The 23,732-nt window shown below is 53.5% G+C and carries 20 protein-coding genes; 13 read left to right on the top strand and 7 right to left on the bottom strand.

Annotation, left to right across the window (positions count from 1 at the left end; all coding sequences use genetic code 11):
• Positions 1–82: 82 nt before the first annotated feature.
• The 12 genes from DW350_RS16810 (at position 83) to DW350_RS16755 (ending at position 16,953) form a co-directional block, all read left to right on the top strand.
• A complete protein-coding gene (locus DW350_RS16810) occupies positions 83–1,126 on the top strand; it encodes a rod shape-determining protein (RefSeq protein WP_115720047.1) in 1,044 nt (347 codons plus the stop codon).
• A 36-nt stretch (positions 1,127–1,162) separates the two neighbouring features.
• On the top strand, positions 1,163–2,035 hold the full coding sequence (gene mreC, locus DW350_RS16805) for a rod shape-determining protein MreC (protein ID WP_115720046.1): 873 nt from the start codon (positions 1,163–1,165) through the stop codon (positions 2,033–2,035).
• Positions 2,032–2,502, top strand: coding sequence for a rod shape-determining protein MreD (mreD, locus tag DW350_RS16800; protein ID WP_115720045.1), 471 nt, complete (start codon positions 2,032–2,034; stop codon positions 2,500–2,502). The genes mreC and mreD overlap by 4 nt, the downstream gene beginning before the upstream one ends.
• Before the next feature lie 2 nt (positions 2,503–2,504).
• Positions 2,505–3,083, top strand: a complete 579-nt coding sequence (locus DW350_RS16795) for a Maf family protein (protein WP_115720672.1) — start codon at positions 2,505–2,507, stop codon at positions 3,081–3,083.
• Positions 3,080–4,549: a ribonuclease G gene (gene rng / locus DW350_RS16790; RefSeq protein ID WP_115720044.1), complete on the top strand. Its 1,470-nt coding sequence runs from the start codon at positions 3,080–3,082 to the stop codon at positions 4,547–4,549. Before DW350_RS16795 ends, rng begins: the two co-directional genes overlap by 4 nt.
• Positions 4,549–8,484, top strand: coding sequence for a YhdP family protein (locus DW350_RS16785; protein WP_115720043.1), 3,936 nt, complete (start codon positions 4,549–4,551; stop codon positions 8,482–8,484). Before rng ends, DW350_RS16785 begins: the two co-directional genes overlap by 1 nt.
• On the top strand, positions 8,481–9,308 hold the full coding sequence (locus DW350_RS16780) for a carbon-nitrogen hydrolase family protein (RefSeq protein WP_115720042.1): 828 nt from the start codon (positions 8,481–8,483) through the stop codon (positions 9,306–9,308). Before DW350_RS16785 ends, DW350_RS16780 begins: the two co-directional genes overlap by 4 nt.
• A complete protein-coding gene (gene tldD / locus DW350_RS16775) occupies positions 9,308–10,756 on the top strand; it encodes a metalloprotease TldD (RefSeq protein WP_115720041.1) in 1,449 nt (482 codons plus the stop codon). The genes DW350_RS16780 and tldD overlap by 1 nt, the downstream gene beginning before the upstream one ends.
• A 158-nt stretch (positions 10,757–10,914) precedes the next feature.
• Positions 10,915–12,285 (top strand): GntT/GntP/DsdX family permease, encoded by a 1,371-nt coding sequence (locus DW350_RS16770; protein ID WP_115720040.1) that lies wholly within the window; start codon positions 10,915–10,917, stop codon positions 12,283–12,285.
• A 319-nt stretch (positions 12,286–12,604) separates the two neighbouring features.
• Positions 12,605–13,837: an efflux RND transporter periplasmic adaptor subunit gene (locus DW350_RS16765; protein ID WP_115720039.1), complete on the top strand. Its 1,233-nt coding sequence runs from the start codon at positions 12,605–12,607 to the stop codon at positions 13,835–13,837.
• Positions 13,838–13,861: 24 nt separating this feature from the next.
• Positions 13,862–14,542 (top strand): ABC transporter ATP-binding protein, encoded by a 681-nt coding sequence (locus tag DW350_RS16760; RefSeq protein ID WP_115720038.1) that lies wholly within the window; start codon positions 13,862–13,864, stop codon positions 14,540–14,542.
• Between the two features lie 11 nt (positions 14,543–14,553).
• Entirely contained in the window at positions 14,554–16,953 is a 2,400-nt protein-coding gene (locus DW350_RS16755; protein WP_192954720.1) for an FtsX-like permease family protein, read from the top strand.
• A gap of 59 nt (positions 16,954–17,012) precedes the next feature.
• On the opposite strand, the gene DW350_RS16750 is transcribed toward DW350_RS16755, so the two are convergent.
• Positions 17,013–18,044: a right-handed parallel beta-helix repeat-containing protein gene (locus tag DW350_RS16750; protein WP_115720036.1), complete on the bottom strand. Its 1,032-nt coding sequence runs from the start codon at positions 18,042–18,044 to the stop codon at positions 17,013–17,015.
• A 380-nt stretch (positions 18,045–18,424) separates the two neighbouring features.
• Positions 18,425–18,937, bottom strand: a complete 513-nt coding sequence (yjgA, locus tag DW350_RS16745) for a ribosome biogenesis factor YjgA (RefSeq protein WP_115720035.1) — start codon at positions 18,935–18,937, stop codon at positions 18,425–18,427.
• Positions 18,938–19,069: 132 nt separating this feature from the next.
• On the opposite strand from yjgA, the gene pmbA reads away from it, so the two are divergent.
• A complete protein-coding gene (pmbA, locus tag DW350_RS16740) occupies positions 19,070–20,383 on the top strand; it encodes a metalloprotease PmbA (RefSeq protein ID WP_264296868.1) in 1,314 nt (437 codons plus the stop codon).
• A 26-nt stretch (positions 20,384–20,409) separates the two neighbouring features.
• Here the strand turns inward: pmbA and mgtE are convergent, their stop codons facing one another.
• The 5 genes from mgtE to hpf all read right to left on the bottom strand — a co-directional run bounded on the left by mgtE (position 20,410) and on the right by hpf (position 23,714).
• Entirely contained in the window at positions 20,410–21,756 is a 1,347-nt protein-coding gene (gene mgtE / locus DW350_RS16735; RefSeq protein ID WP_115720033.1) for a magnesium transporter, read from the bottom strand.
• A gap of 88 nt (positions 21,757–21,844) precedes the next feature.
• Positions 21,845–22,123: an HPr family phosphocarrier protein gene (locus DW350_RS16730; RefSeq protein WP_115720032.1), complete on the bottom strand. Its 279-nt coding sequence runs from the start codon at positions 22,121–22,123 to the stop codon at positions 21,845–21,847.
• Positions 22,120–22,974 (bottom strand): RNase adapter RapZ, encoded by an 855-nt coding sequence (rapZ, locus tag DW350_RS16725; protein ID WP_115720031.1) that lies wholly within the window; start codon positions 22,972–22,974, stop codon positions 22,120–22,122. The genes DW350_RS16730 and rapZ overlap by 4 nt, the downstream gene beginning before the upstream one ends.
• The gene (gene ptsN, locus DW350_RS16720; RefSeq protein ID WP_115720030.1) at positions 22,971–23,426 is read right to left on the bottom strand and encodes a PTS IIA-like nitrogen regulatory protein PtsN; all 456 of its coding nucleotides are present in this window, start codon (positions 23,424–23,426) and stop codon (positions 22,971–22,973) included. Before ptsN ends, rapZ begins: the two co-directional genes overlap by 4 nt.
• Positions 23,427–23,714, bottom strand: coding sequence for a ribosome hibernation promoting factor (gene hpf / locus DW350_RS16715; protein ID WP_115720029.1), 288 nt, complete (start codon positions 23,712–23,714; stop codon positions 23,427–23,429).
• Positions 23,715–23,732 lie beyond the last annotated feature (18 nt).

The raw sequence follows: 23,732 nt of genomic DNA, 5'->3' as shown, positions 1-23,732 counted from the left end.
GCTTGTGGATGACCAGTGCCGTTGGTAAAGTTAGCCGATTAACAAAGCATCCGTTTGCGCAAAGACAGGATCGGCCTTCCTCATGTTCAAAAAACTCCGTGGTCTCTTTTCCAACGATCTCTCAATCGATCTCGGTACCGCCAATACTCTGATTTATGTTCGTGAAAAAGGCATCGTCCTTAACGAGCCCTCTGTGGTTGCTATTCGCCAAGAGCGCGCTGGTGGCCCTAAATCTGTGGCGGCCGTAGGTCACGCGGCAAAGCAAATGCTGGGTCGTACTCCGGGTAATATCAAAGCCATTCGTCCGATGAAGGACGGGGTTATTGCAGATTTTTACGTTACCGAAAAAATGCTGCAGCACTTTATTAAACAAGTGCATGAAAACAATTTCCTGCGCCCCAGCCCCCGGGTGCTGGTGTGCGTGCCGGTAGGCGCTACCCAGGTAGAACGCCGCGCTATTCGTGAATCGGCCATGAGCGCCGGTGCCCGCGAAGTGTTCCTGATTGAAGAGCCGATGGCTGCCGCTATCGGTGCCGGTTTGCCGGTCAGTGAAGCCACCGGCTCCATGGTGGTTGATATCGGTGGCGGTACCACTGAAGTGGCGGTTATCTCCCTTAACGGTGTGGTTTACAGCTCTTCGGTACGTATCGGTGGTGACCGTTTCGATGAAGCCATCATCAACTATGTGCGCCGTAACTACGGTTCCCTTATCGGTGAAGCCACCGCTGAGCGCATCAAGCACGAAATTGGCGCCGCTTATCCCGGCGACGAAATGGTGGAAATTGAAGTGCGTGGTCGTAACCTGGCAGAAGGGGTACCACGTAGCTTTACCCTTAACACCAACGAAATCCTGGAAGCCCTGCAAGAACCGTTAACCGGTATTGTTAGTGCCGTTATGGTGGCGCTGGAACAGTGCCCTCCGGAATTGGCGTCTGATATTTCGGAGCGGGGCATGGTGCTGACCGGTGGTGGCGCCCTGTTGAAAGATTTGGACCGTTTGCTGATGGAAGAAACCGGTATTCCGGTGGTGGTAGCTGACGATCCACTGACCTGTGTGGCCCGTGGTGGCGGTAAGGCCCTGGAGATGATTGATCTTCACGGCGGCGATATCTTCAGCGAAGAATAATGATTAAGGGCGCCCATTGGGCGCCCGACTTACCTTATGAAGCCGATTTTTTCGAGAGGCCCCTCGCTTCAGTGGCGTTTATTGCTGCTGGTGGTGGTGTCCTTTGTGATTATTTTTCTGGACCATTGGCAACATCGTTTCGATGCGGCTCGGTTTTACTTAAATTCGTTAGTGACCCCCATTCAGTATCTTGCCGATGCGCCAACACGGTTGCTGAGCTGGAGTTCCGGGGAATTAACCACCCGTTCGCGCTTGAAAGAGCAAAACGCCCAGCTGAAAAACCAGTTGCTGGAAATGTCTGAGCGCCTGCAACACCTGACCTTTCTAGAGCAAGAAAATAACCAACTGCGAGCCTTGTTGGGCTCTCAGCCTCGCACCGACCCGCGCAAAATGGTGGCCGAGGTGATGACGGTTGACTCCGACCCCTTCACCTTGCAAATCATGATCAACAAGGGCCGCAACAGCGGTGTTTATGAAGGTCAACCGGTACTGGATGCACAAGGGCTTATCGGCCAGGTCATCAGCGTTGGCCCCAGCTCCGCGCGGGTGCTGCTGATAACCGACGCCACCCACGCGGTGCCGGTGCGGGTGGCGCGTAACGGTATTCGCGCCATTGCCTCAGGCACTGGCCAAATTGACGAGCTAAGCCTTAGCCATGTGCCGCACCGCTCGGATATCAAGGTTGGTGATTTACTGCTGTCGTCGGGCTTGGGTGGCCGTTTCCCTGAAGGTTACCCGGTGGCCAAGGTCACTTCGGTGTTCTCTGACGAAGGCAAGCCCTTTGCGCGGGTGCTGGCCAAACCCTTGGCACAGCTTGATAGGCTGCGTTACCTGTTGCTGATTTGGCCAAACGAAAGAGCCGCTGCGCCGCCGCCCGATCCCCATGCCAGTAAAGGGCAAAAGCCATGAACGTGATTGTGATTGGCTTGTCACTGCTGCTGGCCTTGGTGATGGCAATAATCCCATTACCCTTGGCTATCGATGTCTTTCGCCCTGACTGGGTATTACTGGTGCTGCTGTACTGGACCCTGGCCTTGCCGCATCGGGTCAGTGTAGGGGTGGCGTGGTGCTGCGGCCTGCTGATTGACATCATGCTGGGTACCACCTTGGGCGTACATGCCTTAGCGCTGACCCTGGTGATTTATGTCGCTGGCATGAATTTTCAGCGGGTGCGCAACTTCCCGGTTTGGCAACAAGCCGGCGTGGCTGCCTTGTTGGTGGCGGCTAAGTTATTGCTGGTGTTCTGGCTTGAGCATCTCACCCATAACGTGGTGGTGACCGCCCATTATTTTTGGCCGGTGCTCACCAGTGCCGCCATGTGGTTGTGGTTATTCCCGCTACTGCGCCGAATGCGGCGCCGGTTTCGGGTGCGCTAGTGGTGGCGCCAGTTTTTTACTTGGCGTCTACCTCGCCAAGGCGCCGCCAGTTACTGCAACTGCTTGACCGTCCCTTTGCGCTACTCAACCCGGATATTGACGAGAGCCCACAGCCTGGTGAAACGCCGCGGGCGTTAGTGGAGCGCCTGGCCCGGCAAAAAGCCGAGGCGGGGGCGGCGATGGCGCCTGAGCCGTTGCCGGTTTTAGGTTCTGACACCCTTGGGGAATTGGACGGGCAAATACTGGTCAAACCCTTAAACCAAAGCGATGCAGCCAAGATGCTGCGCGCCATGTCGGGGCGCAGTCATCAAATTCATACCGCCATTGCTGTCAGTGCTGGCGGTCGTACATTAAGTGAGGTGGTCACCAGCACCGTGACCTTTACCCACCTCACAGACGCCGAAATTACCGCCTATTGGCATACTGGCGAACCGGCGGATAAAGCCGGTGGTTATGGCATTCAGGGCCGCGGTGGCCGATTTGTCAGTCATTTGTCGGGCAGTTATTTTGCCGTGGTAGGCTTACCCTTGATGGAGACAGAACGTCTGCTCAATCGGTTTCTGGCCAAGGAGCATGAATGAGTGCCGAGTTACTGATCAACACTACCCCGTCTGAAACCCGGGTTGCCCTGGTGGAAACGGGCATTTTGCAAGAATTGCATATCGAACGGTCGGCCAAGCGCGGCTTGGTGGGCAATATCTATAAAGGCCGGGTTAGCCGGGTACTGCCGGGTATGCAGGCCGCCTTTGTTGATATCGGCCTGGATAAAGCCGCGTTTTTGCACGCCTCTGACATTATTCCTCCCGGTGAAGGGTTAGACGACGATGACCTTCGCCCCTTTCAAACCGGTGATATCGCCAGGCTGGTGCATGAAGGCCAAGATATTGTGGTGCAGGTGGTAAAAGATCCGCTGGGTACCAAGGGCGCCCGCTTGACCACCGATATCACCCTGCCGTCGCGCTATTTGGTGTTTATGCCAGGGGCTACCCATGTAGGGGTGTCTCAGCGCATTGAAAACGAAGAAGAAAGAGCGCGCCTTAAAGACTTGGTTGAGCCTTTCAGTGATGACGCTGGCGGCTTTATTGTGCGTACCGCCGCCGAAGGGGTAGGGGAGCGCGAATTTAAAGAAGACGCGGCTTTTTTGCGCCGGCTGTGGAAAAAAATAGAAGAGCGCCGTGCCCGCAATACCACCCGTAGCATGCTCTATGAAGAGCTGAGCTTGGCGCACCGCATTTTGCGCGATTTTGTCGGTACCGATTTAGACCGTATCCGGGTGGATTCAAAACTCACCTATGAAAGCCTGTGCGACTTTTGCGAAGAGTTTGTCCCAGAACTTTGCAAGGTGTTGGAGTATTACTCTGGGGACAGGCCCATTTTTGATTTGTTCGATGTCGAGAACGAAGTGCAGCGGGCGCTGGACCGTAAGGTAGAGCTAAAATCTGGCGGCTACCTGATCATCGATCAAACCGAGGCCATGACCACCATCGACATCAATACCGGTGCCTTTGTCGGCAGGCGCAATTTAGAAGAAACCATCTTCAACACCAACGTTGAGGCTACCCAGGCCATCGCCCGGCAACTGCGGCTGCGTAATTTGGGCGGCATTATCATCATTGATTTTATCGACATGCTTGATGAAGACCACCGCCGCCGGGTGCTACAAAGCCTGGAACAGGCCTTGGTCAAAGACCGCGCCAAAACCTCGGTTAATGGGTTCTCTGCCCTTGGCTTGGTGGAAATGACCCGTAAGCGCACCCGTGAAAGCCTTGAACATATTCTCTGCGGCGAATGCCCGGTATGCCGTGGCCGTGGCCGGGTTAAAACCGTTGAAACGGTGTGCTTTGAAATTCTGCGGGAAATTTTGCGGGTACACCGCGCCTATGATGCCGACAAATTTGTGGTCTATGCCTCGCCACAGGTTGCTGAAGCACTGACCGACGATGAGTCCCATGCGCTGGCGGAGCTGGAAGTCTTTATGGGCAAACAGGTGAAAATTCAGGCCGAGCCGCTCTACAACCAAGACCAGTTTGATGTGGTGATGATGTAGTGGGCAGGCTGCATGCAGTATTGGGTTGGCTAGCACGTAAAGCTTGGCTGTTACTGGCAATTATCTTGTTGCTGGCCGCTTTACTGGTGTCGGCTGCCCGGCTGCTGGTGCACCGCCTGGACGATGTGCGCCCTTATTTGGTGGATAAAGCCAACAGCCAGTGGGGGCTGCACCTAGTTATCGACCAGGCGAAGGGCGACTGGCAAGGTCTGGGGCCCAAGTTCGATTTTGAAGGGGTTTCCCTGACCGACCCCGATGGCAATATCAAGTTGCATGTCAAAGAGTTATCGGTGGGGCTGCGGTTTTGGGCAAGCCTGTTTTCGATGGAGCCAAAACTCGCCTTTTTGAACGCCGATGGCATGAAGCTCAATGTTGAGCGCTGGCCAAAAAGCGATGACGATGACAGCACCGATAACGCCAGCAGTGGCGACAAAGAATCGCCGTCCCACCGCCATGGCCGCCACCAATTGGAGCTGCTGTTTTTGCGGCAGCTTTCCACGGCCAAGCTTACCAACTCTGAAATAGAGCTGCCGTCACGATACGGCTACCGCACCATCGAAATTAGCAAAATGTCCTGGCTGGGTGGCCGTTACCGGCACCAAGCGGTGGGTTATGCCAGTATTCGCGAGTATGGCGACCAGCAGGTGCGTTTTATTCTCGACCTCTATGGCCTGGCGTCGCGGGTGAAAGACCTGGATGCCCGCCTTTATGTTGACGCACAAGATTTGCACTTGGACCCTTGGGTAAATACCTTTTTGGGCGATTCGCTCACCATTGACAAGGGCACGCTTAATTCACAGCTGTGGCTGGATTTTTCCAAGGGCAAAGCGGTTGGCGGCGAAATGCTGCTAAAAGACAGCGCCCTGTCTTTTGACCATCACCAAATCAAGGTAAACCACTGGGCTCTTAGCTTTAACGCCACCGACGGCGGTTGGCAACTTGATAGCCGCGATGCCGATGTCAGTACCGACGGTAAGCCTTGGGAACTGGGCCAGCTGCAGTTTCGCCAGCAGCGCCACGACCACCTTTTGTATGCCCAGCGCCTGCGTTTAGCGCCACTGACGCCGCTTTTAAATCTGTGGCGCAGCTTGCCGCCGCCGATCAAAGGCTGGTTGGCGGTGGCCCGCCCCAACGGCGAAATTCGCGACCTGTACCTAGCGGCAAACCACCATTGGGAACTGTCGGGTAATGCCACGGTGGATATGAACTGGAGTGCCAAAGACAAACTGCCGGGGATGAAAAATCTCAAGGTGAAGTTGTCATGGGCCGGCACCCAGGGTATTGCCCGCTTTGACGATAGCGATGTCACCATCGACCCGGGCCCGCATTTTCGAGCGCCTTTCACCATTAGCCGTCTGCAAGGCGATATTTGGCTGCTCTACGACAACCATACCTGGCAAATGCGAACCGGCCAGTTCCAGGCAAAAACCGAAGATTTGGCCTTTGCTGCCCGCGGCAAAATGGACTTTGGTGATAACCCGAGCCTGGCGTTGAAGGTGGATGTTAGCAAGGTCAATGTGGGCAAGGTGGGGAATTATCTGCCACTTACCGTGATGCCAACCAAGGTTTCTGACTACCTCACCGCCGCCCTTAAAGGCGGTACTGGCAAGGGGGTAGTGCTTTGGCAGGGCCCGCTGCACAGCTTCCCCTTTAGCGACAATGCCGGCACCTTTTTGGCCACCGCCGATGTCAGCGATTTGGACTTTAACTTCGACGACCACTGGCCTGATTTGTTAAGTCCCAGCACCCAGGTGCGCTTTGAAGACGCCGGCATGCTGCTGTCGGCGCCTAAATCAACGCTGGCGGCGGTGCCGGTAGCCAATCTCACCGCGGCCATTCCCAACCTTGGGCATCAACCCAAACTGCATATTGAAGGCCACGCCAAATCTGGCGCGAAACCGGTACATGACTTGATGAAAGCCTCGCCCCTGGCCGATTCGGTGGGGGCGGCGCTCGACAGTTTAGTGGTAAGTGGTGACGTTAAAGGGCAGTTGTCGCTGGATATTCCCCTCACCGGTGGTGAAGTCCTGGCCAAAGGTAAGGTTGATTTTGCGGATAATCAGGTACGGGTGCTGGACGCTTTTGATTTAACCGCTGTCAGTGGTCAGCTGGATTTTGCCAACGACCATATCAGCGCCACCTCACTAGAGGGCAAGCTCTATGGTCAGCCGGTATCGGTTAAGCTCGACGGTAAAGAACAAACTAAGGGCTATCAGGTTAACTTGGGACTGGGTGGCCGCTTTAGCGCCGATGATTTTAATGATGTTGACGGCCTTAAACTCAAGGGGCAAAGCCATTGGCGCGGTAAGCTGGGCCTGCTGATCCACCAAGGCGGTTTTAACCTCACCGCCAATGGCGAAAGTGACCTCAAAGGTATCTCCAGCCCTTATCCATTCCCGGCCAATAAAACGGCCAATGAAGCCTGGCCCTTGCTGGTAACGGCGAAGGGCGATGAAAATGGCGTGGATATCAACGCCAGCTTAGGCAAGCGCGCCATGGGCCATGCTCTTTTTGTCAAAAACAAGGTGCAAAGTTGGCAGCTCGGTGTGGGCTATGCGCCGATGCCAGAACAAGTCAAAGGTGCGGGCAGCCTAAGTGTGGGCGTCAGCGCCCTGGACAGTGGTGCCTGGAGTAAGGCGCTGGCGGGTTTTCATAGCAGTGGTGGCGGTGGTAGCGACTTTATGGCGCCGCTTACGCAGATTGACGCCAACATTGGCAAGCTGCTCGCCTTTGATCAAAACCTCGATAGCATCAGTGCCCATGCCAAGCTGGAAAATAACAGTTGGCGGGTGAAACTCGCCAGTAAGGAAGTGGAAGGTTCCATGTGGCTGCCGGTTAATTGGGGCGTTGACCCATTACTGGTGAACCTGGACCGAGTCGATATTCAAACCTGGAACAAAGGCAGCGGCAAAGGCGGATTGGGCGCAGGCCTTAAGCCGTCTGATATTCCCCCGTTCCAGTTCTATTGTGCCAGCTGCAATATTTTGGGCATTAAACTCGGGCAAATTCGCGTTGAAGGGCGCTTGCAGGGCAGCGATTTATTGCTGCCGGTGATTAAACAGCAAAACCCGCACGGCAGTGTTTCTGGCTCCGGTACCTGGCTTGCCAAAGACAATGTTACCGACGTGGACATGCAGGCCAAAATTGACGATGTTGGTAAATACGTTGATGCCCTTGGTATCGCCTCGAGCTTGCGAGACGCACCGGCAAAAGCGCAGCTACAACTCACCTGGCCGGGTGGGCCGCAAGATTTTGCCCTTGCCAAACTCAACGGTAAGGTCGATTCGTCTTTGGGCCAAGGCTATGTGGCTGATGTATCAGACAAAGGTGCGCGTTTACTGACCGTATTTAGTTTTGACTCGCTGCGGCGAAAACTGGCTCTGGATTTTAGAGACCTGTTCGACAAAGGCCTTTATTTCGACAGCATTCATGCCTCAGGCGAAATTAAAAACGGCGTGCTGCGCTCCAATAAAATCAAAATGGACGGCGTAGTAGGCGACATGAGCGCCGAAGGCTGGACTGATTTGGTAAGCAGTAAGCTTGCTTACGACATCTCCTTTAAGCCCAATGTAACCGGTAACTTGCCGGTATTGGCGGCCTTTGCGGTAACGCCGGTAACCGGGGTGGCGGTATATGCGCTTACCAAGATCTTTGGGCCGGTTATCGACGTTATTACCGAAATTCGCTTTAACCTCACCGGCACCATTGATAAGCCGCACCTTGAAGAAGTGTCCCGGTCCAAAGGCTCTGTTACCTTGCCCAAGGCCCCAGAGTCGGATAACAATGGCAAAACTGACAATAAAGGCTCGGCAAAGGCGGCAACCAAGGCCGCGAGTAACACCGGCAAAGCCGCAAGCCCCGCTGCCAAGCCCACCACCGCTACCGCCGCCAAAAGTGCGCCAACACTCAGCGTTCCTAAGGAGTCCAAGTCATGATCCTCACCGCCTTGCAAATGGTGTCTGTACCTGATGTCGCTGAAAACCTGGCGGCGGTTGAACGCCAGTTGGCAGACCTGGCACCGGCTGAACGGCTGGTGGTACTGCCAGAATGTTTTGCTTTTTTTGGCGGTAAAGACCGCGAGCAGCTGGCGGTAGCCGAATCTTTTGGAGCTGGCCCCATTCAAGATGCCCTTAAGGCAATGTGCCAAAAATACGGGGTATGGATGGTCACCGGCACCTTTCCTATTTTAAGTGACAATAACGCACGTTTTGGCGCTGCCTCACTGCTGATTGACGACGAAGGCAAAGTACGTGGCCGCTACGACAAAATGCATATGTTTGATGTGCAAGTGGCCGATAGCACCGGCACCTATTTAGAGTCGGCCACCACCGTTGGCGGCCCCGGCCCTACCGTGGTAGACACGCCCTTTGGCCGTATTGGTATTGCCGTTTGTTATGATGTGCGTTTTGCCGAGCTTTTTGCGTGGTATCGCCAGCAGCAAGTTAACATTATTGTGTTGCCCGCCGCTTTTACCGCCCGCACTGGCGAAGCCCATTGGGAAGTGCTGTGCCGAGCCCGTGCCATTGAAGGCCAGTGTTACTTGGTGACGGCTAACCAAGGTGGCGTGCATGCCAATGGCCGTGAAACCTGGGGCCGGTCGATGGTCATTGACCCTTGGGGCCAAATCCTTGAAGAAATGGCCTTGGGTGAAGGCAGTGTCAGTGCCACACTTGATCACAAATTTACCGAAGCGGTGCGTGCGCGAATGCCGTTGGACAAACATCGCCGTTTTGCCATAGTGCCGCCCAAGGAGTCTTGATGAGCCTTTATTCAACTGTTGCCGAGCGCCTGTTAGCCCCTGCGGGCCTGGACAGTGCCCGCTTAGAGCAAACCCTGGCCCTTATTCACCAACATCAGGTGGATTATGCCGACCTTTATTTTCAAGGCGCCGCCCACGAATCATGGGTGTTGGAAGACGGTATCGTTAAAGACGGCAGCTTTAACATCGAACGTGGCGTTGGGGTAAGAGCCATCAGCGGTGAGAAAACCGGTTTTGCCTATGCCGAAGATTTAGGCCCTGCCACCTTAAAAGATGCAGCCCTGGCCGCGCGTTCTATTGCCAACAGTGGCGGCAATACCCAAGTGAAAATTGCCACACCGGTAGAAACCCGCGCCCTTTATGGCAACCTTAACCCCCTTGATAGCCTTGGCCAGGCCGACAAATTGGCATTGCTGCGAGAAGTTGACCAGTTTGCCCGTAAGCTTGACAGCCACGTTAGCCAAGTCATTGTCTCTATGGCGGGTGTTTACGAAGAAATATTGGTGGCGGGTACAGACGGCACTTTGGCGGCAGATATTCGGCCACTGGTGCGCTTTAACTGCTCGGTATTGGTGGAAAAAGACGGTCGCCGCGAGCGCGGCAGCGCCGGCGGCGGTGGCCGCTTTGGTTATGACTATTTCCTACAACACGACGGTAATGAAAAGCGGGCTTTAGGTTATGCTCGCGAAGCGGTGCGCATGGCGCTAACTAACCTTGAAGCCACGCCAGCACCGGCCGGGCAAATGACGGTGGTGCTGGGCGCCGGTTGGCCCGGGGTGCTGCTGCACGAAGCCGTGGGCCACGGTCTGGAGGGGGATTTTAACCGCAAAGGCAGTTCGGCTTTTAGTGGCCGCATTGGCCAGCGGGTAGCGGCCAAAGGGGTGACCGTGGTGGATAACGGCGCCATGAAGGACCGCCGCGGCTCCTTAACCATCGACGATGAAGGCACCCCAACCCAGGAAAATATCCTGATCGAAGACGGTATTCTCAAAGGCTACATGCAAGACAAGCACAACGCCCGGCTGATGGGAGTTGCCCCCACCGGTAATGGCCGCCGCGAGTCGTACGCACATTTGCCGATGCCGCGGATGACCAACACCTATATGTTAGGTGGCCAGCATGAACCTGATGAAATCATCGCTTCGGTTGCGAAAGGTATTTACGCCCCAAACTTTGGTGGTGGCCAGGTGGATATCACTTCCGGCAAATTTGTGTTTTCTGCCTCTGAAGCCTATCTCATTGAAAACGGTAAGGTAACGCGGCCCATTCGCGGTGCCACCCTGATTGGCATGGGCCCTGATGTCATGCAAAAGATCTCGATGATCGGTAACGACGCCAAGCTTGATCCCGGTGTTGGTGTTTGCGGTAAAGACGGCCAGTCGGTGCCGGTGGGGGTTGGCCAGCCAACCCTGAAAATCGACGGCATCACCGTCGGTGGCACCGAGTAACAAGCTGTTTGTTTCCTCTTGAGCCCGGTATTCACCGGGCTTATTCATATACATCTTTTGTCTAAAGGCAACGGCGCGGCCTTTTCGGTAAGGTGCGCTATGGCTGTTGCTGTTGTGCTTGGATTTTGACCAGGCTGGACTGTATCAAGGAGTACTGGATGGACCTTTCTTCTATGGCCTGGGCGGCTCACGACAGTCGCTTGCTACTTTGTAGCCTGCTGGCCATTGTGCTTATTGTTGTCCTGATTAGCCTAGCTAAACTGCCCCCTTATCTTGCTATTTTGGCCGGCACCTTTGCTGCGGGTATTGGTGCCGGTTTGCCGGCGGTGAATGTTGCCAAGGACTTCAGTAAAGGGGCCGGCAGTCTGCTGGGCGGGGCCGGTATGATCATTGCGCTAGGTGCCATGCTTGGCGCCATTTTGGCCGAATCTGGCGCTGCCGACCGCATTGCATCTACCTTGCTGCGGTTTGGTAAAGGCCGCCGTTTGCCCTGGGTGATGGCAATAGTGGCTCTTATCATCGGCTTGCCACTGTTTTTTGAAGTGGGTTTGGTGTTGATGGTGCCGATTATCTTTATCATGGCGCGCCAATCCAAACAGGCCGTGCTCACCATTGCCATACCGGCGCTGGCAGGGATGACCACATTGCATGCCTTAATGCCGCCCCATCCTGGTCCTTTAATTGCCATTAGTGCTTTGCACGCCGACCTTGGCTTAACCATGTTGCTCGGTTTTATTATTGCCGTGCCGGCGGTTATTTTGGCGGGGCCGCTTTACGGCCAATGGTTGGCAAAACACATCAAGGTGGAGCTGCCAAGCGGCCTTGATAAACTCTTTCAAAGCCAGGTGCCCGAAGAAAAGTTACCCTCTTTTGCGGTGTCACTGTTCTCGGTGTTACTGCCGGTGTTGTTAATGCTCGGCAGCACCTTAGCCAAAGTGGCGCTTAATGCCGATTCTTCCCTGGCTAAGGTCTTGGAATTTACCGGTGAGCCTTTAGTGGCGCTGTCGCTAGCGGTAGTGGTGGCCGTTATTTTGCTGGGCTGGGGGCAGGGCATGGCCCGCAATAAAGTGGAAACGGTGCTCACCAAAAGCTTTGGCCCCATCGCCGCCTTAATGTTAACCATTGGCGCCGGTGGCGGCTTAAAAGAAACGCTGCTCAATGCCGGCATTAGCGACACTATCAGCAAAGTTGCCCATAACAGCCATATCTCTTACCTGTTGCTGGCATGGTTAATTGCCGTGGCGCTGCGCCAAGCTACCGGCTCTGCCACTGTTGCCACCACCACCACCGCGGGCATTCTGGCACCTTTGGTGGCGGCTATGACAGTACCGCAAGCATCATTGATTGCCTTGGTGATTGGTGCCGGATCGGTGTTTTTCTGCCACGTTAATGACGCAGGCTTTTGGATGGTAAAAGAGTTTTTTGGCTTAAAACTCAAACAAACAGTGATGGTGTGGTCGGTGCTGCAAACCATTGTTTCTTTAGTGGGGTTAGCCGGCACCTTGCTGCTATGGCAAATACTAACCTGAGAAATAAAAAAGCCCGGTAATACCGGGCCTTTTTATCAGCCGTTAAAAACAGCTCTTGGCTGCAAGTGCGGGGTTATTTACAAGGAGTAGGACGTTTTTTATTGCCAACGCCGGTAACGAAACGCTCAGTTTTCATCAGTTGCCAGAAAGATGTTAATCATAGCGGTTGATAACGTTAAGCTAATTCGGTCATTTGGCTAAAAATAAGAATTTGCGTTAAACCATGACCTAGGCAAGTAAATACCTTTAAGGTGTAGTTGACTAAACATTTGTTTTATTTAGTGTATAAGGAAATATGGATAGTAAGTTGTGATAAGTAATGGACATACCACAGGATAACTTGGCCAAACGTCGATGGCTTATTTTGGGCTTTGCCGCCCTGATTGTTATCATCCTTATTTTTGCGCTTCTCTCCCTCCGTTCATCCTTTGCTTCGCTTTTTAGCGAACAGACATCCGGCATGATTTTTAAATCGGTGATCCGTGGTGATTTCACTGAACAGGTTTCTGCCTACGGCACATTGAAATCTGCTGTGCGGCGCAGCGTGGTGGCCAAAGTTTCCGGCACCGTTACCGAAATAGTGAAAAAGCCGGGGGCGACGGTAAGCCGCCAAGATGTGCTTGTTAGGCTGGCGAACCCGAAGCTGGATCAGGAAGTCAATAAAGCCGAACTGGATGTGAAGGATGCCGAGGCCACTTTGGCGCAAACCCGCGCTGATATTGCCGAGCATCGCCTTGACCTCGAAAACAACTTTGCGATTGCCCAATCTAATGCAAAGGCAGAAAAAGCGCAGCTAACTGCCCGGGTAAAACTGGCCAAACTTAATATCATTTCCAAGTTAGAGCTGATGGAGTATCAGGCCTCCTACGACAAAGCGGTATTAGCCGAACAGCTTGCCAAAAAGCGCCTCGATTCGGTTGCCGCAGAAGAAAAAGCCAAGTTAGCGTCAGCAACCATCAAGGCGCAAACAGCGCAAGAGGCCCTGTCGATGGCCCGCCTGAATCAAGCCAACCTCAAGGTGACTCCCGGCTTGGCTGGGCGCTTGCAGAGTATGCCGGACAACATTGAATTGGGCGCTTGGATTGAGCAAGGTGCCAACCTTGGAGTGGTGGCGGACCCAACATCCTTGATTGCCCAACTACAGGTGAGTACCAGTGATGCCGCCAAGGTAGCAGCCAATGACCAAGCCGAGGTCAATATTAACGGTAGCTTGGTGGCGGGCACCGTTGTCAGAGTGGCGCCCAATGCCAGCAACGGCCAGGTGCAGGTGGATGTGCGTTTTAAAGCTGCGTTACCGGTGGGTGCCAGGTCGGATATGGATGTGCGCGGCACCATTACCAGCTACCAAAAAGCCGACCAGCTGTTGGTGCCGCGGCCTGCTTACTATCAGGATGGCCAGGAACTGGCCATCTACAAAAAAGGCACAGACGGCCAGTTGGTGTTGTCCAAGGTGCCAGTGCTTCGTGCTTCCCAGGATTATTTGAGTGTCGCCAGCGGCTTTAACGTCGGCGACAAAGTGCTGATGAAAGACCCCAAGCACTGGCAACCCTGAAGGTAAAAATTAAAAGGACCTGATATGACAGATGCGCTGTTGGCGGTCAAAGCACTGACCAAAACCTTTAACGCCGACAAGGTGCCGGTGCATGCCCTTAAAGCGCTGACCTTTGCTATTGAGCAGGGGGAGTTTGTGGCCCTGACCGGCCACTCCGGCTGCGGCAAATCAACCTTGCTTTCCATTCTTGGCTTGCTGGATGAGGCCAGCGCGGGTGATTACTGGCTATCGGGCCACCATATCCGCGATTTATCGGCCTTTCAAAAGGCGGCGCTGCGTAACCGCAATATTGGCTGGGTTTTCCAAAATTTTAATTTAATTAGTGATATGACGGTGTTGGAAAACATCGTTCTACCACTGCAATACAATAAAGCGATAGCCAAATCTCAATACCGCTCCTTGGCCGAAACGGTGCTGGCCGAGGTGGGGCTGAGCGACAAAGTCGACAGCTACCCGGACCAACTGTCCGGTGGCCAGCAGCAGCGGGTAGCCATAGCCCGAGCCCTTATCACTAAGCCGGATATTCTGCTGGCCGATGAACCAACCGGTAATTTAGATTCGGTTTCGGAACAAGCCATCTTCGAGCTTTTTAAAAAGCTCAATGCTGAAGGGGTAACCATTTTACTGGTTACCCACTCAGCCAGGCTTGCCGAGCAATGCAGTCGAGTGCTGCATATGAAAGATGGCGAACTGGTCGCGCATTAAGGAGAAAGCCGATGCTATTTGCCATTCGTTATGGCTTTCGCCAATGGCGCAGTCACCTTAAGCAGTACCTGCTTTTACTGGTAGGTTTCGCCTTGTTTGCGATGCTGCTCAGCCTTAATTTGGCAACAGCGCCAGCACTATTTCGCGCTACGCCAAGTTGGGTGAATAACAACGCATACGCTTATGCCACCGTCGGCCTAGGCAGCCCGAAAGGCACCTTGGTTGGCACCAGTTTGGACAAGCTCTACCTAGCCGCTAAAGCCCCGGGTGTGGTGAAGGTGGTGCACATAGGCCAGAACACTTCGTCATTTCGTATTGGTGCTAAAACATTTCATCAAAATATTACTTTTGTTGACCCGAATTTTGTCCAGGCCTTAGGTATTAAAGGCTTTAGTAAAAGGGAAGATTTTAATCAGGTCGCTTTTATCAGCCATGCTTTTGAGCGCCAGGCAGGATTAGGCTCTTTGGTGGGGAAAACACTGCTCGCAATGCCACAAAAGTTTGCGCTGCATATTGTGGGCTACATCCCGAATGTGTTGACACAACTGCCTCATATGGAGTCACTTGTATGGGTGTCTTCTAATAATCAGTCAGCTTTTATTGATTTAGGATTGCCCCCTTCAATTTCTACCCAGAAGACATCACTTATAAAAAAAGAAATTGCGAAAAAAATGCCGATTTACTTTGGTGTTGCCCTGCTTAAAGAAGGTTATCACGCTACTGCTTTAAAAGCTTTTTTGCAAAAAAGTGAACGAAGAAAGCTAGAAAATAAGAATGGAGGGAATGTCTACAGTAATTTCGACAACTTTAAAAACCAGGTTGTCGAAGGCATTAATTTTGCCCCGGCCGAGCGCCGTAAAATGCACCAGCAATGGTGGGTAATATGGACACTGAGTGTCATTTTCGGCGTTATCAATATTCTTAATTTATTGAGTCATGGCCTTAACCAATTTCTTAAGCGCCAGGGTGAGTTTGCTACCCGCATTGCAGTTGGTGCCAATAGCGCGCAGCTTTGCAAGCAGGTGTTTTGTGAACAGTTGCCATTACTGCTACCGGCCTTGGTTTTGGGGTGGGGGGCTGCTTTTATGGCGGGCTATTACAGCTTACATAGCCAGCTTTGGACCCTGCCCGTTAGTGCGAATGCCATGCTACTGGCGATGGTGGTGGTAACCCTGGCGATGATGCTATCAATGGCTATTAGTACCAGCCTGCCGCTCTTGGGTCTGTTGAAAAAAAGCCAGTTTAGCCGCGCTAAAGCGCAGGATGCCACCCCTATGCTTCGCCGTCTTAGCTGGCTTAATCTGGGGGCGCAGCTGGGCTTTGCCAGTATCGCTTTGCTTTTTGCTTTTGCCATGCTCAATAGTCAATGGCAGGTGCGCCAGAAGGAGCAATTTGGCGCTGCGCTTAGTAGTTGGCATTTGGCCGCCGAGGACACCAATAAAAACCCGGTTACGCCATTACAAGTGCAGGCGACACTTGGGCCGCTTGCCGACTCGGTGGCACTCAGCAGTGGCCAGTTTGTCTCTCCTATTTCATTTCCGTCGCCAGCCGCAGTTGCGGTGCCAGATTTTAATGACAAGCCCAATATCAGCACGCTGGCCGTTTCTTCGTCCTTTTTTAAGGTGGTGCATGCACGGATGTTAGCCGGAGGCAACCTGACCCGGCAGGGGGTGGTGCTTAATCAAGCTGCCGCCAGCGCACTGGGCCTAGCCGCTAATGCCAGTAGCATTGGTAAGACGCTGTTCTTAAAAAAAGGCGCGGTGCTGGGCTTTGCTGATAAGCAAGCTGTCCGTGTGGAAGGTATTGTTGAGAACCTGCCGCACTACGGAGTGCTCAATAAAGCGCAACCGATGATCTATGGGCTGATAGATAACCTGAAAACCGTTGGCAATTTGTCGTTTGTGGTGCCAGCAGCAAGCCAAGCCGCGGTGTTAGCGCGGATGACGCAATTTACCCAAAACAATGGCGGCATTTGGACCTTCAGCGCCGATGGCAACATTAAAGTGGCACTGGAGCATCTCAACCGCGCCATGAACCAAATGGTGCTGATGGCGTTGGTGCTGGGTGGGCTGGTGAGTCTGTTGAGTATTTCCAGCTTATACAACCAGTTGGAAGCACAACTGAAGATGCGTGAGCGTAAGCTCGGCATTATGTTGGCTGTGGGAGCCCGGTTTTATCATTTGCTCAAATTGATTGGCATTGAGCTGGTGAGTATTGCAGCAGTGGTTTGGCTACTGCTGACGATGCTGATAGGGCTTGAGCACCACAGTGTTGAACGGGGTTTGCATACCGACTTGGCAAATCCTGCGGTTGTAGCGATGGTGGCTGTTTTGTTATTCGCAGTGCTACTTTGCTGCAGTCTTTGGATATTGGGAAAATACCAGCGAAAGCCTATCCGCGACCTTTTATAAAAAAGCCCGGCTTAGCCGGGCTTTTTTATTGCTATAGGTTTGCGTTGGGGGACGCTGTGTCAACGTTCGGCGGTGCGGGTGCCGCTGTCTTTGCCGGTGGTGCAGCGGCCAAAGCTTTGCGGGTAGGGCTGGCTGGCACTATCGCTGCTGTTATTTTCCCATACATTAACTTTAAAGCCGGGCTTGGCGCAGTTAGCCGCGGTATCAGCACCGATGGAAAAGCTGTGGCTGTTACCTTTAAAAAGGTTGTTTTTAAAGGTGTTATCACCACTCATTGAGTTGTCCCAGCACATCACCGGGTTACGGGTACGGATAGCGCAGGTGAGAAAGACGCCAGACAACTTGTTGTTACGCACATTGTTGTTAGCAAACAGGTTGCGGTAGGAGTTTGACAGGTAAACACCGTGCGAGCCGTTGTTGCTTAGCTGGTTACCGGTGATTTTACTGTCTTCAACGTTTTCGGCGGTAATGGCTGCCGCAACGTTGTTCTCAACCACGTTGTTGCGCATGGTCACCTGGGCGGTGCTGTTAAAGGAAACACCGTCCCAATGTGCACCCGAAATGTGGCTGTTCTCGATGAGCACATCTTTGGTGTGCTGTTCGGTCAGCAGGCAGGCGCTACGGCAGGTGGCTACCGTTAGGTCTTTTAAGGCGATGTGTTCGCCTTTACGCACCACCACGCCACTGTTGCTCAAATAAGGTATTGAGGGCATGAATTCATGCTGGCTCTTATTGCCGGTGATACGCAGGTTTTCTACGGTGATGTTGCTAACGGCATGGCGTGGTTGCGCCACTTTGTATTCGCCAATCACCAATACTGGCTCTTCAACACCGTCTTGCAGCTGCAGGTGCGTTTTATCCCCTTTGCCTTTGAGGATGACATTACTGCGCTCGATGCTTAGCAGATGTTTGAGCATGAAGTCGCCTTCGGCCAAACAGATGGTTTGGGTGGAATTGTCTTTAGGCAGGTTGTTAATTGCCGCTTGAATGGATTGGCCTGGCTCGACGGTCAGGTTGCAAGCATCGGCTTTGAGGGTAAAACCCCATACCGAAAGGGCAATGACGACGAATCCTAAAGCTGCTTTACGCATACTGCCTCCTTGGAAAGCTGCTGATATGCAACACCGGCCTTGGGCTAACAAAGGCCGTGTACGGGGTCATAAAGTACAACGATGTTGATAAGACGTTGGGGAAAGCTGAGTTGTTCCTTGCAGGACAGTAAAGCTGATTTCTCCCAGATCTCCTCATGTACTTTGATAAAAAACGGCGCAGCTAAAAGCTGTGCTCGGTGTTAAACAAACAAGCCGCTGGGTAGTGGCCAACGGCGTGATTGCTGCCTTTAAGCATAAAGGGGACTTTATGAACGGCGCCCGTATTGATTATCGGAATGCTGTTATCTGTCATTTTTGGCAAAAAGTGCAATGTTATTAGCGCGTTGTATTTTTCATTCAAAAAAGCCCCTGGCCGGGGCTTATTGATGGGTGAGCTGCTCTTTAACGATTTGGAATAACTCACGAAAGTACTTAGGCGGCTTGTTGGCGGCTTTTTCTTTAAGGGCTAAGCGCAGTGCCTGGCGCAGGCGCTGAATATCTACCCCAGGATATTGCTCAATAAAGGCCTGTACGGCATCGTTGCCGTCTTTTAAAAAGCGGTCACGCCACTGCTCGGCTTGGTGCAGCTTAACCGTTTCTTGGGCGTGCAGGTTTTTAAGCTTATTCAGTGCCTCAACAATGGGCTGGTGGTCGACTTGACGCATCAGTTTCGCCACGTACTGGCGCTGGCGACGAAAGCCTTCATGCTTGTTGCGAATGCGGTTGGCCAGGGTGATGGCGGCGCGCAGGTCGTCGTCCAGTGGAATTTTATCCAACTGGCCTGGGTCTAGGTCCATCAGTTCTTTACCGAGGTCGGCCGCTTCATTGGCGTCGCGTTTGAGCTCAGATTTACTGACGTAAATGATTTCTTCGTCGTCGTCTTGGGGATGCATGACTCAAGGGCATTAGCAAATTTCCTCTATGATAGCAGTTTGCTGGCCGCCTCCGTAGCGGCTTGTCTGTGTTATGCTCGGCATCACTAGCCGATAACAGTTGAGGTTGCGGTGAGCGACATTATTCAAGACATGAAGGCCGTTGAATCCCTAGTTGCCGAAGGGCTGGAGTACGCCCAAAAAATCGGCGTTAGCGGCGCCGAAATGGCCATCAGCCGCCAGGCGGGGATCAGCGTTTCCACCCGTTTGGGCGAAGTAGAAAACATTGAATTCAATAAAGACGGCGCCCTTGGGGTAACCGTTTTTCGTGGTAAGGCCAAAGGTTCGGCTTCCACCTCTGACCTGCGCCCAGAGGCCATTCGTGAGGCCGTTGCCGCCGCGGACCGTATTGCCAAGCTCACCTCTGAAGACGAGGCCAACGGCATGGCTGATGCCGACACCCTGGCCTTTGATTACCCAGAGCTCGACTTATTCCATCCTGCCGACTTAGACCCTGAGCAGGCCATTGCCATGGCCAAAGACTGCGAAAACGCCGCCCTTGCCAGCGACAAGCGCATTGTTAATTCCGACGGTGCCAGCTTTGCTAGCCATGCCGGTTTTAAGGTTTATGGCAACACCCACGGCATGATTGGCAGTTACCCCAGCAGTCGCCATAGCTTGTCTTGTGTGGTGATCGCCAAGGAAGGTGAACAGATGGAGCGCGACTATGACTACTCCATTGCCCGGCGTATTGGCGATTTAGACGATGCCGCCGCCCTTGGCCGCAGCGCTGCCAAACATACCTTGGCCCGTCTTGGCGCCCAGAAGCTTGGCACCATGCAGGTGCCGGTATTGTTCCAGGCCGATGTGGCATCTGGGCTCTGGGGACATCTGGTGGCAGCTATTAGTGGTGGCAGCTTGTACCGGCGTTCAAGCTTTTTGCTCGACAGCCTTGGCACGCAAGTACTGCCCGATTTTGTGGAAATTTTGGAAGACCCGCATGTGATAGGGGCGCTGGCCTCCACCCCTTTTGATAGCGAAGGGGTGCAAACGGTTAAGCGCAACATTATTGAGTCGGGGGTGCTGCAAACCTATTTGCTCACCAGTTATTCCGGCCGCCGCATGGGCATGAAAACCACCGGCCATGCTGGCGGTATTCATAACTGGTTTGTGAAGGGTAACGGCGACGATTTTGACGCTATGGTCAAACGCTTGGACCGTGGCCTTATTGTGACCGAATTGATGGGCCAGGGCATTAATATGGTCACCGGTGACTATTCGCGCGGTGCCGGTGGCTTCTGGGTTGAAAACGGTAAAATTCAGTATCCGGTGTCTGAAATTACCATTGCCGGTAATTTAAAAGACATGCTGATGGGCATTGCGGCCATTGGTTCTGATGTGGAGCGCCGTGGCGGCATTCACACCGGCTCGGTGCTGATTGACCGCATGACGATAGCGGGTAATTAATAAAAACCCGGCCAAGGCCGGGTTTTTTAATTCATCAGCAAGCTTGCCGAGCCTAAAAAGGCAAAGAGCCCCACCACATCGGTAACGGTGGTAAGTACCACGCCGCCGGCAAGGGCCGGGTCAATTTTAAATTTCTTCATCACCAAGGGCACCGCAACCCCGGCGGCAGCGGCTGCCAACAGGTTAATTGCCATGGCAAAGGCAATAATGCCCGACAGTTCCCAATCTTGCTTCCAGACACCCACCACCACGGCAATAAGCGCCGCCCAAATAAGGCCGTTTAATACCCCAATCGCCATTTCCTTGGAGAACAAAAACCGGGCATTCTGACTGCCAACATGGCCAAGAGCCATGCCGCGGATAACCAGGGTCAGGGTTTGCGAGCCAGCAATGCCGCCCATGGACGGCACTATGGTCATCAGCACCGCCAGGGTGGCCAGTTTGGCCAGGGTATCTTCAAAAAGGTTGGAAACCGCAGCTGCTAGTAGCGCAGTGAGCAGGTTAATACCGAGCCACAGCGTACGGCGCGGCGTGGATTTTAGCACCGGTGCAAAGGTGTCTTCTTCGTCATCCAAACCCGCCATGCTCATCATGGTGTGGCTACCTTCTTCCCGGATGATATCCACCACGTCATCGACGGTGATCCGGCCTAACAGGTGGCCGTCGTCGTCAACCACCGGTGCCGAGTACCAGTCATAGCGTTCAAATAGCTTGGCGACTTCGGTTTCCGGCAAGGTGTAGTGCACCGGTTCGGGCTCGGCGTCCATTACCTCTTTGACTTTCTGCGTCGGGTTGGCGGTAACCAATATGGATAACGGCACTTCCCCCACCAATTTATCGGCCTTGTTAACCACATAGAGGCTGTCGGTGCCTTGCGGTAATTCGCCTTTGCGGCGCAAATAACGCATTACCACATCGATGGTGACGTCGGGGCGCAAGGTGATGGTGTCGGTGTTCATGATGGCGCCGGCGGTATCGTCGGCGTAAGACAAAACCTGCTCCAGGCGCGAGCGGTCTTGGGCGTCCATGGCTTTTAAAACCTTGCGGTATACCTCATCGGGCAGGCCGCGCAGTACATAAGCCAGGTCGTCGGTTTCCATGCCCTCGGTGGCTGCCGCCAGTTTATCGGCATCCATCAATTTTAAGATGCCGCGTTGTACGTCTTCAGACAGCTCGTCGAGGATATCCCCTTCCTGGTCGGGGTCTACCAGTTGCCACAGCGACAAACGGGCCTTTTGCGGGCTCGATTCTAAAAGGTGCGCCACATCGGCCGGATCCATGGCGTGCAGCAATTCCCTGGCACGCACAAACCGGCCCTTGGCAAGCAAGGTGCTGATTTGTTCGAAACCGGGTTGGGATTGCTCTTCGCTCATAGGGTGTTATCTGTGCCAGGCGGGATTTGGCTTTCAGTGTAACCCAGTTGCTGTGAATTTTTGATGAGAATGAGGTGCTTAGGTGACTTTATTGCTCTTCGTCGAAACCGGCGTCAATTAAGGCGCTGGCGGCATTAAGGGCGGCTTCGGCGTCTGGGCCTTCACAGTGCAGTGTTACCGGTTGGCCTTGGTGGCCTTCAAGCAGCAGTAGGCCCAGTACCGAGTCAGCACTGGCCTCGCGGCCTTTGGCTTCCAGCAGGATGCTGGCATCAAATTGCTGACTGAGTTTAACCAGTTGGGTAGCGGCGCGGGCATGAAGCCCCAGCTTGTTTTTGAGGATAAGGGTGCGGCTTAGGCGGTTACTCATGCGCCTTTCATATCCCGGTGCTTACGCTGCACATCACGGCCACGACCGGCAAAGCGCTCCGCCAGTTGCTCGGTGATAAATACCGAGCGATGCTGACCACCGGTACAACCTACCGCGACGGTGACATAAGCCCGGTTATTGCGCTCCAGTTGTGGCAGCCAACTTTCCAGGAGGTTATCGATTTGCATGATAAGCCTTGCTACATCCGGCTCGCTGGCAAAAAAATCTTTTACTGGCTGGTCGAGCCCGGTTAGGGGTTTTAGCTCGGGGATCCAGTGGGGGTTGGGCAGAAAACGCACATCGAAAACGTAGTCGGCATCTTTGGGCAGGCCATGTTTGAAACCAAAGGATTCAAACACCAGCATTAACGGCCCTTCCTTCTTACCTAAAATTCGCTCGCGCACCATGTCTGACAGCTGATGAATCGACATCTCTGAGGTATCGATACGCAAGTCAGCCATATCGGCTAACGGGGTGAGGCGTTTTCTTTCTAACTCTAAAGCGTCTTCAAGGCTGCGGTTTTGGTGCCGGGAAAGGGGATGCAAGCGGCGGGTTTCTGAAAAGCGGCGTAAAAGGATGCTTTGGTCGGCATCCAGATACAGCAGGGTGCGGTGGATACCACTGGCTAGCTGTTCAAGTTCTGCCGGAGCATCGTCGCCTTTATCCTCTGGCAGGTTACGGATATCGACGCTCACTGCCACCTTTTGTACGTCACTGCGCAGTGTCTCTAACAGGGCCGGCAGCAGGTTCAGTGGCAGGTTATCAACGCAGTAATAACCGAGGTCTTCAAGGACCTTTAGCGCAACCGATTTGCCTGCACCTGAGGTGCCACTGACAATGACTAAGTTCATGCGGCGTTTTCAATCAGAATTTGGTAAACCTCGCTGTCGTCACTGGCGCCACGTAATTTCTTCAGCGTGTCTTTATCAGACAAGCGCTTGGCAATGGCCGCTAAAGTCGACAGGTGAGCTTGGCATTGGTCGCTCGGCACCAGCAGCGCAAACAAAAGGTCGACCGGCTGGTTGTCGATGGCATCAAAGTCGATGGGTTGGCTAAGCCGCGCCACTACCGCTACCACCCTGTCGGTGTCTTGCATGCGGCCGTGGGGCAGGGCAATACCATTACCAATACCGGTTGAGCCCAGCCTTTCCCGTGCCAACATGGCGTCAAAGGCCGCGTGGGCGTTGATCTGGGGACACTGGCGAGCGGCGATTTCGCCGATCATCTCCAGTACCTTCTTTTTAGATAAGCCCGGAGCCAGTGTGACCACGGCGTCCGGGCGTAGCAAATTATTCAGATCCATTTAGTGTTGGTTGAGTTTTTCTTTGTGCTTAATGATCTGCCGATCGAGCTTGTCGATCAAGCCATCAATGGCAGCATACATGTTGTCCTGCTCACAGGATGCGTGTAATTCGCCGCCACTGATATGTAATTTTGCCTCAGCGGTTTGCCGGATCTTCTCAACATTGAGCACAACATGCACGTTACTAATGTGCTCAAAATGCCTTTCTAACTTGGCAAACTTCTCTGATACGTAACTGCGTAGTGGCTCTGTTATCTCAATATGGTGGCCAGTAAGATTGATTTGCATAGTCTCATCCTTATATGC

Source organism: Gallaecimonas mangrovi, from assembly GCF_003367375.1.
Taxonomy (GTDB): Bacteria; Pseudomonadota; Gammaproteobacteria; order Enterobacterales; family Gallaecimonadaceae; genus Gallaecimonas; species Gallaecimonas mangrovi.
Note: the sequence above shows the minus strand (reverse complement) of the source record. Positions and strands in the feature narration are given on the sequence as shown.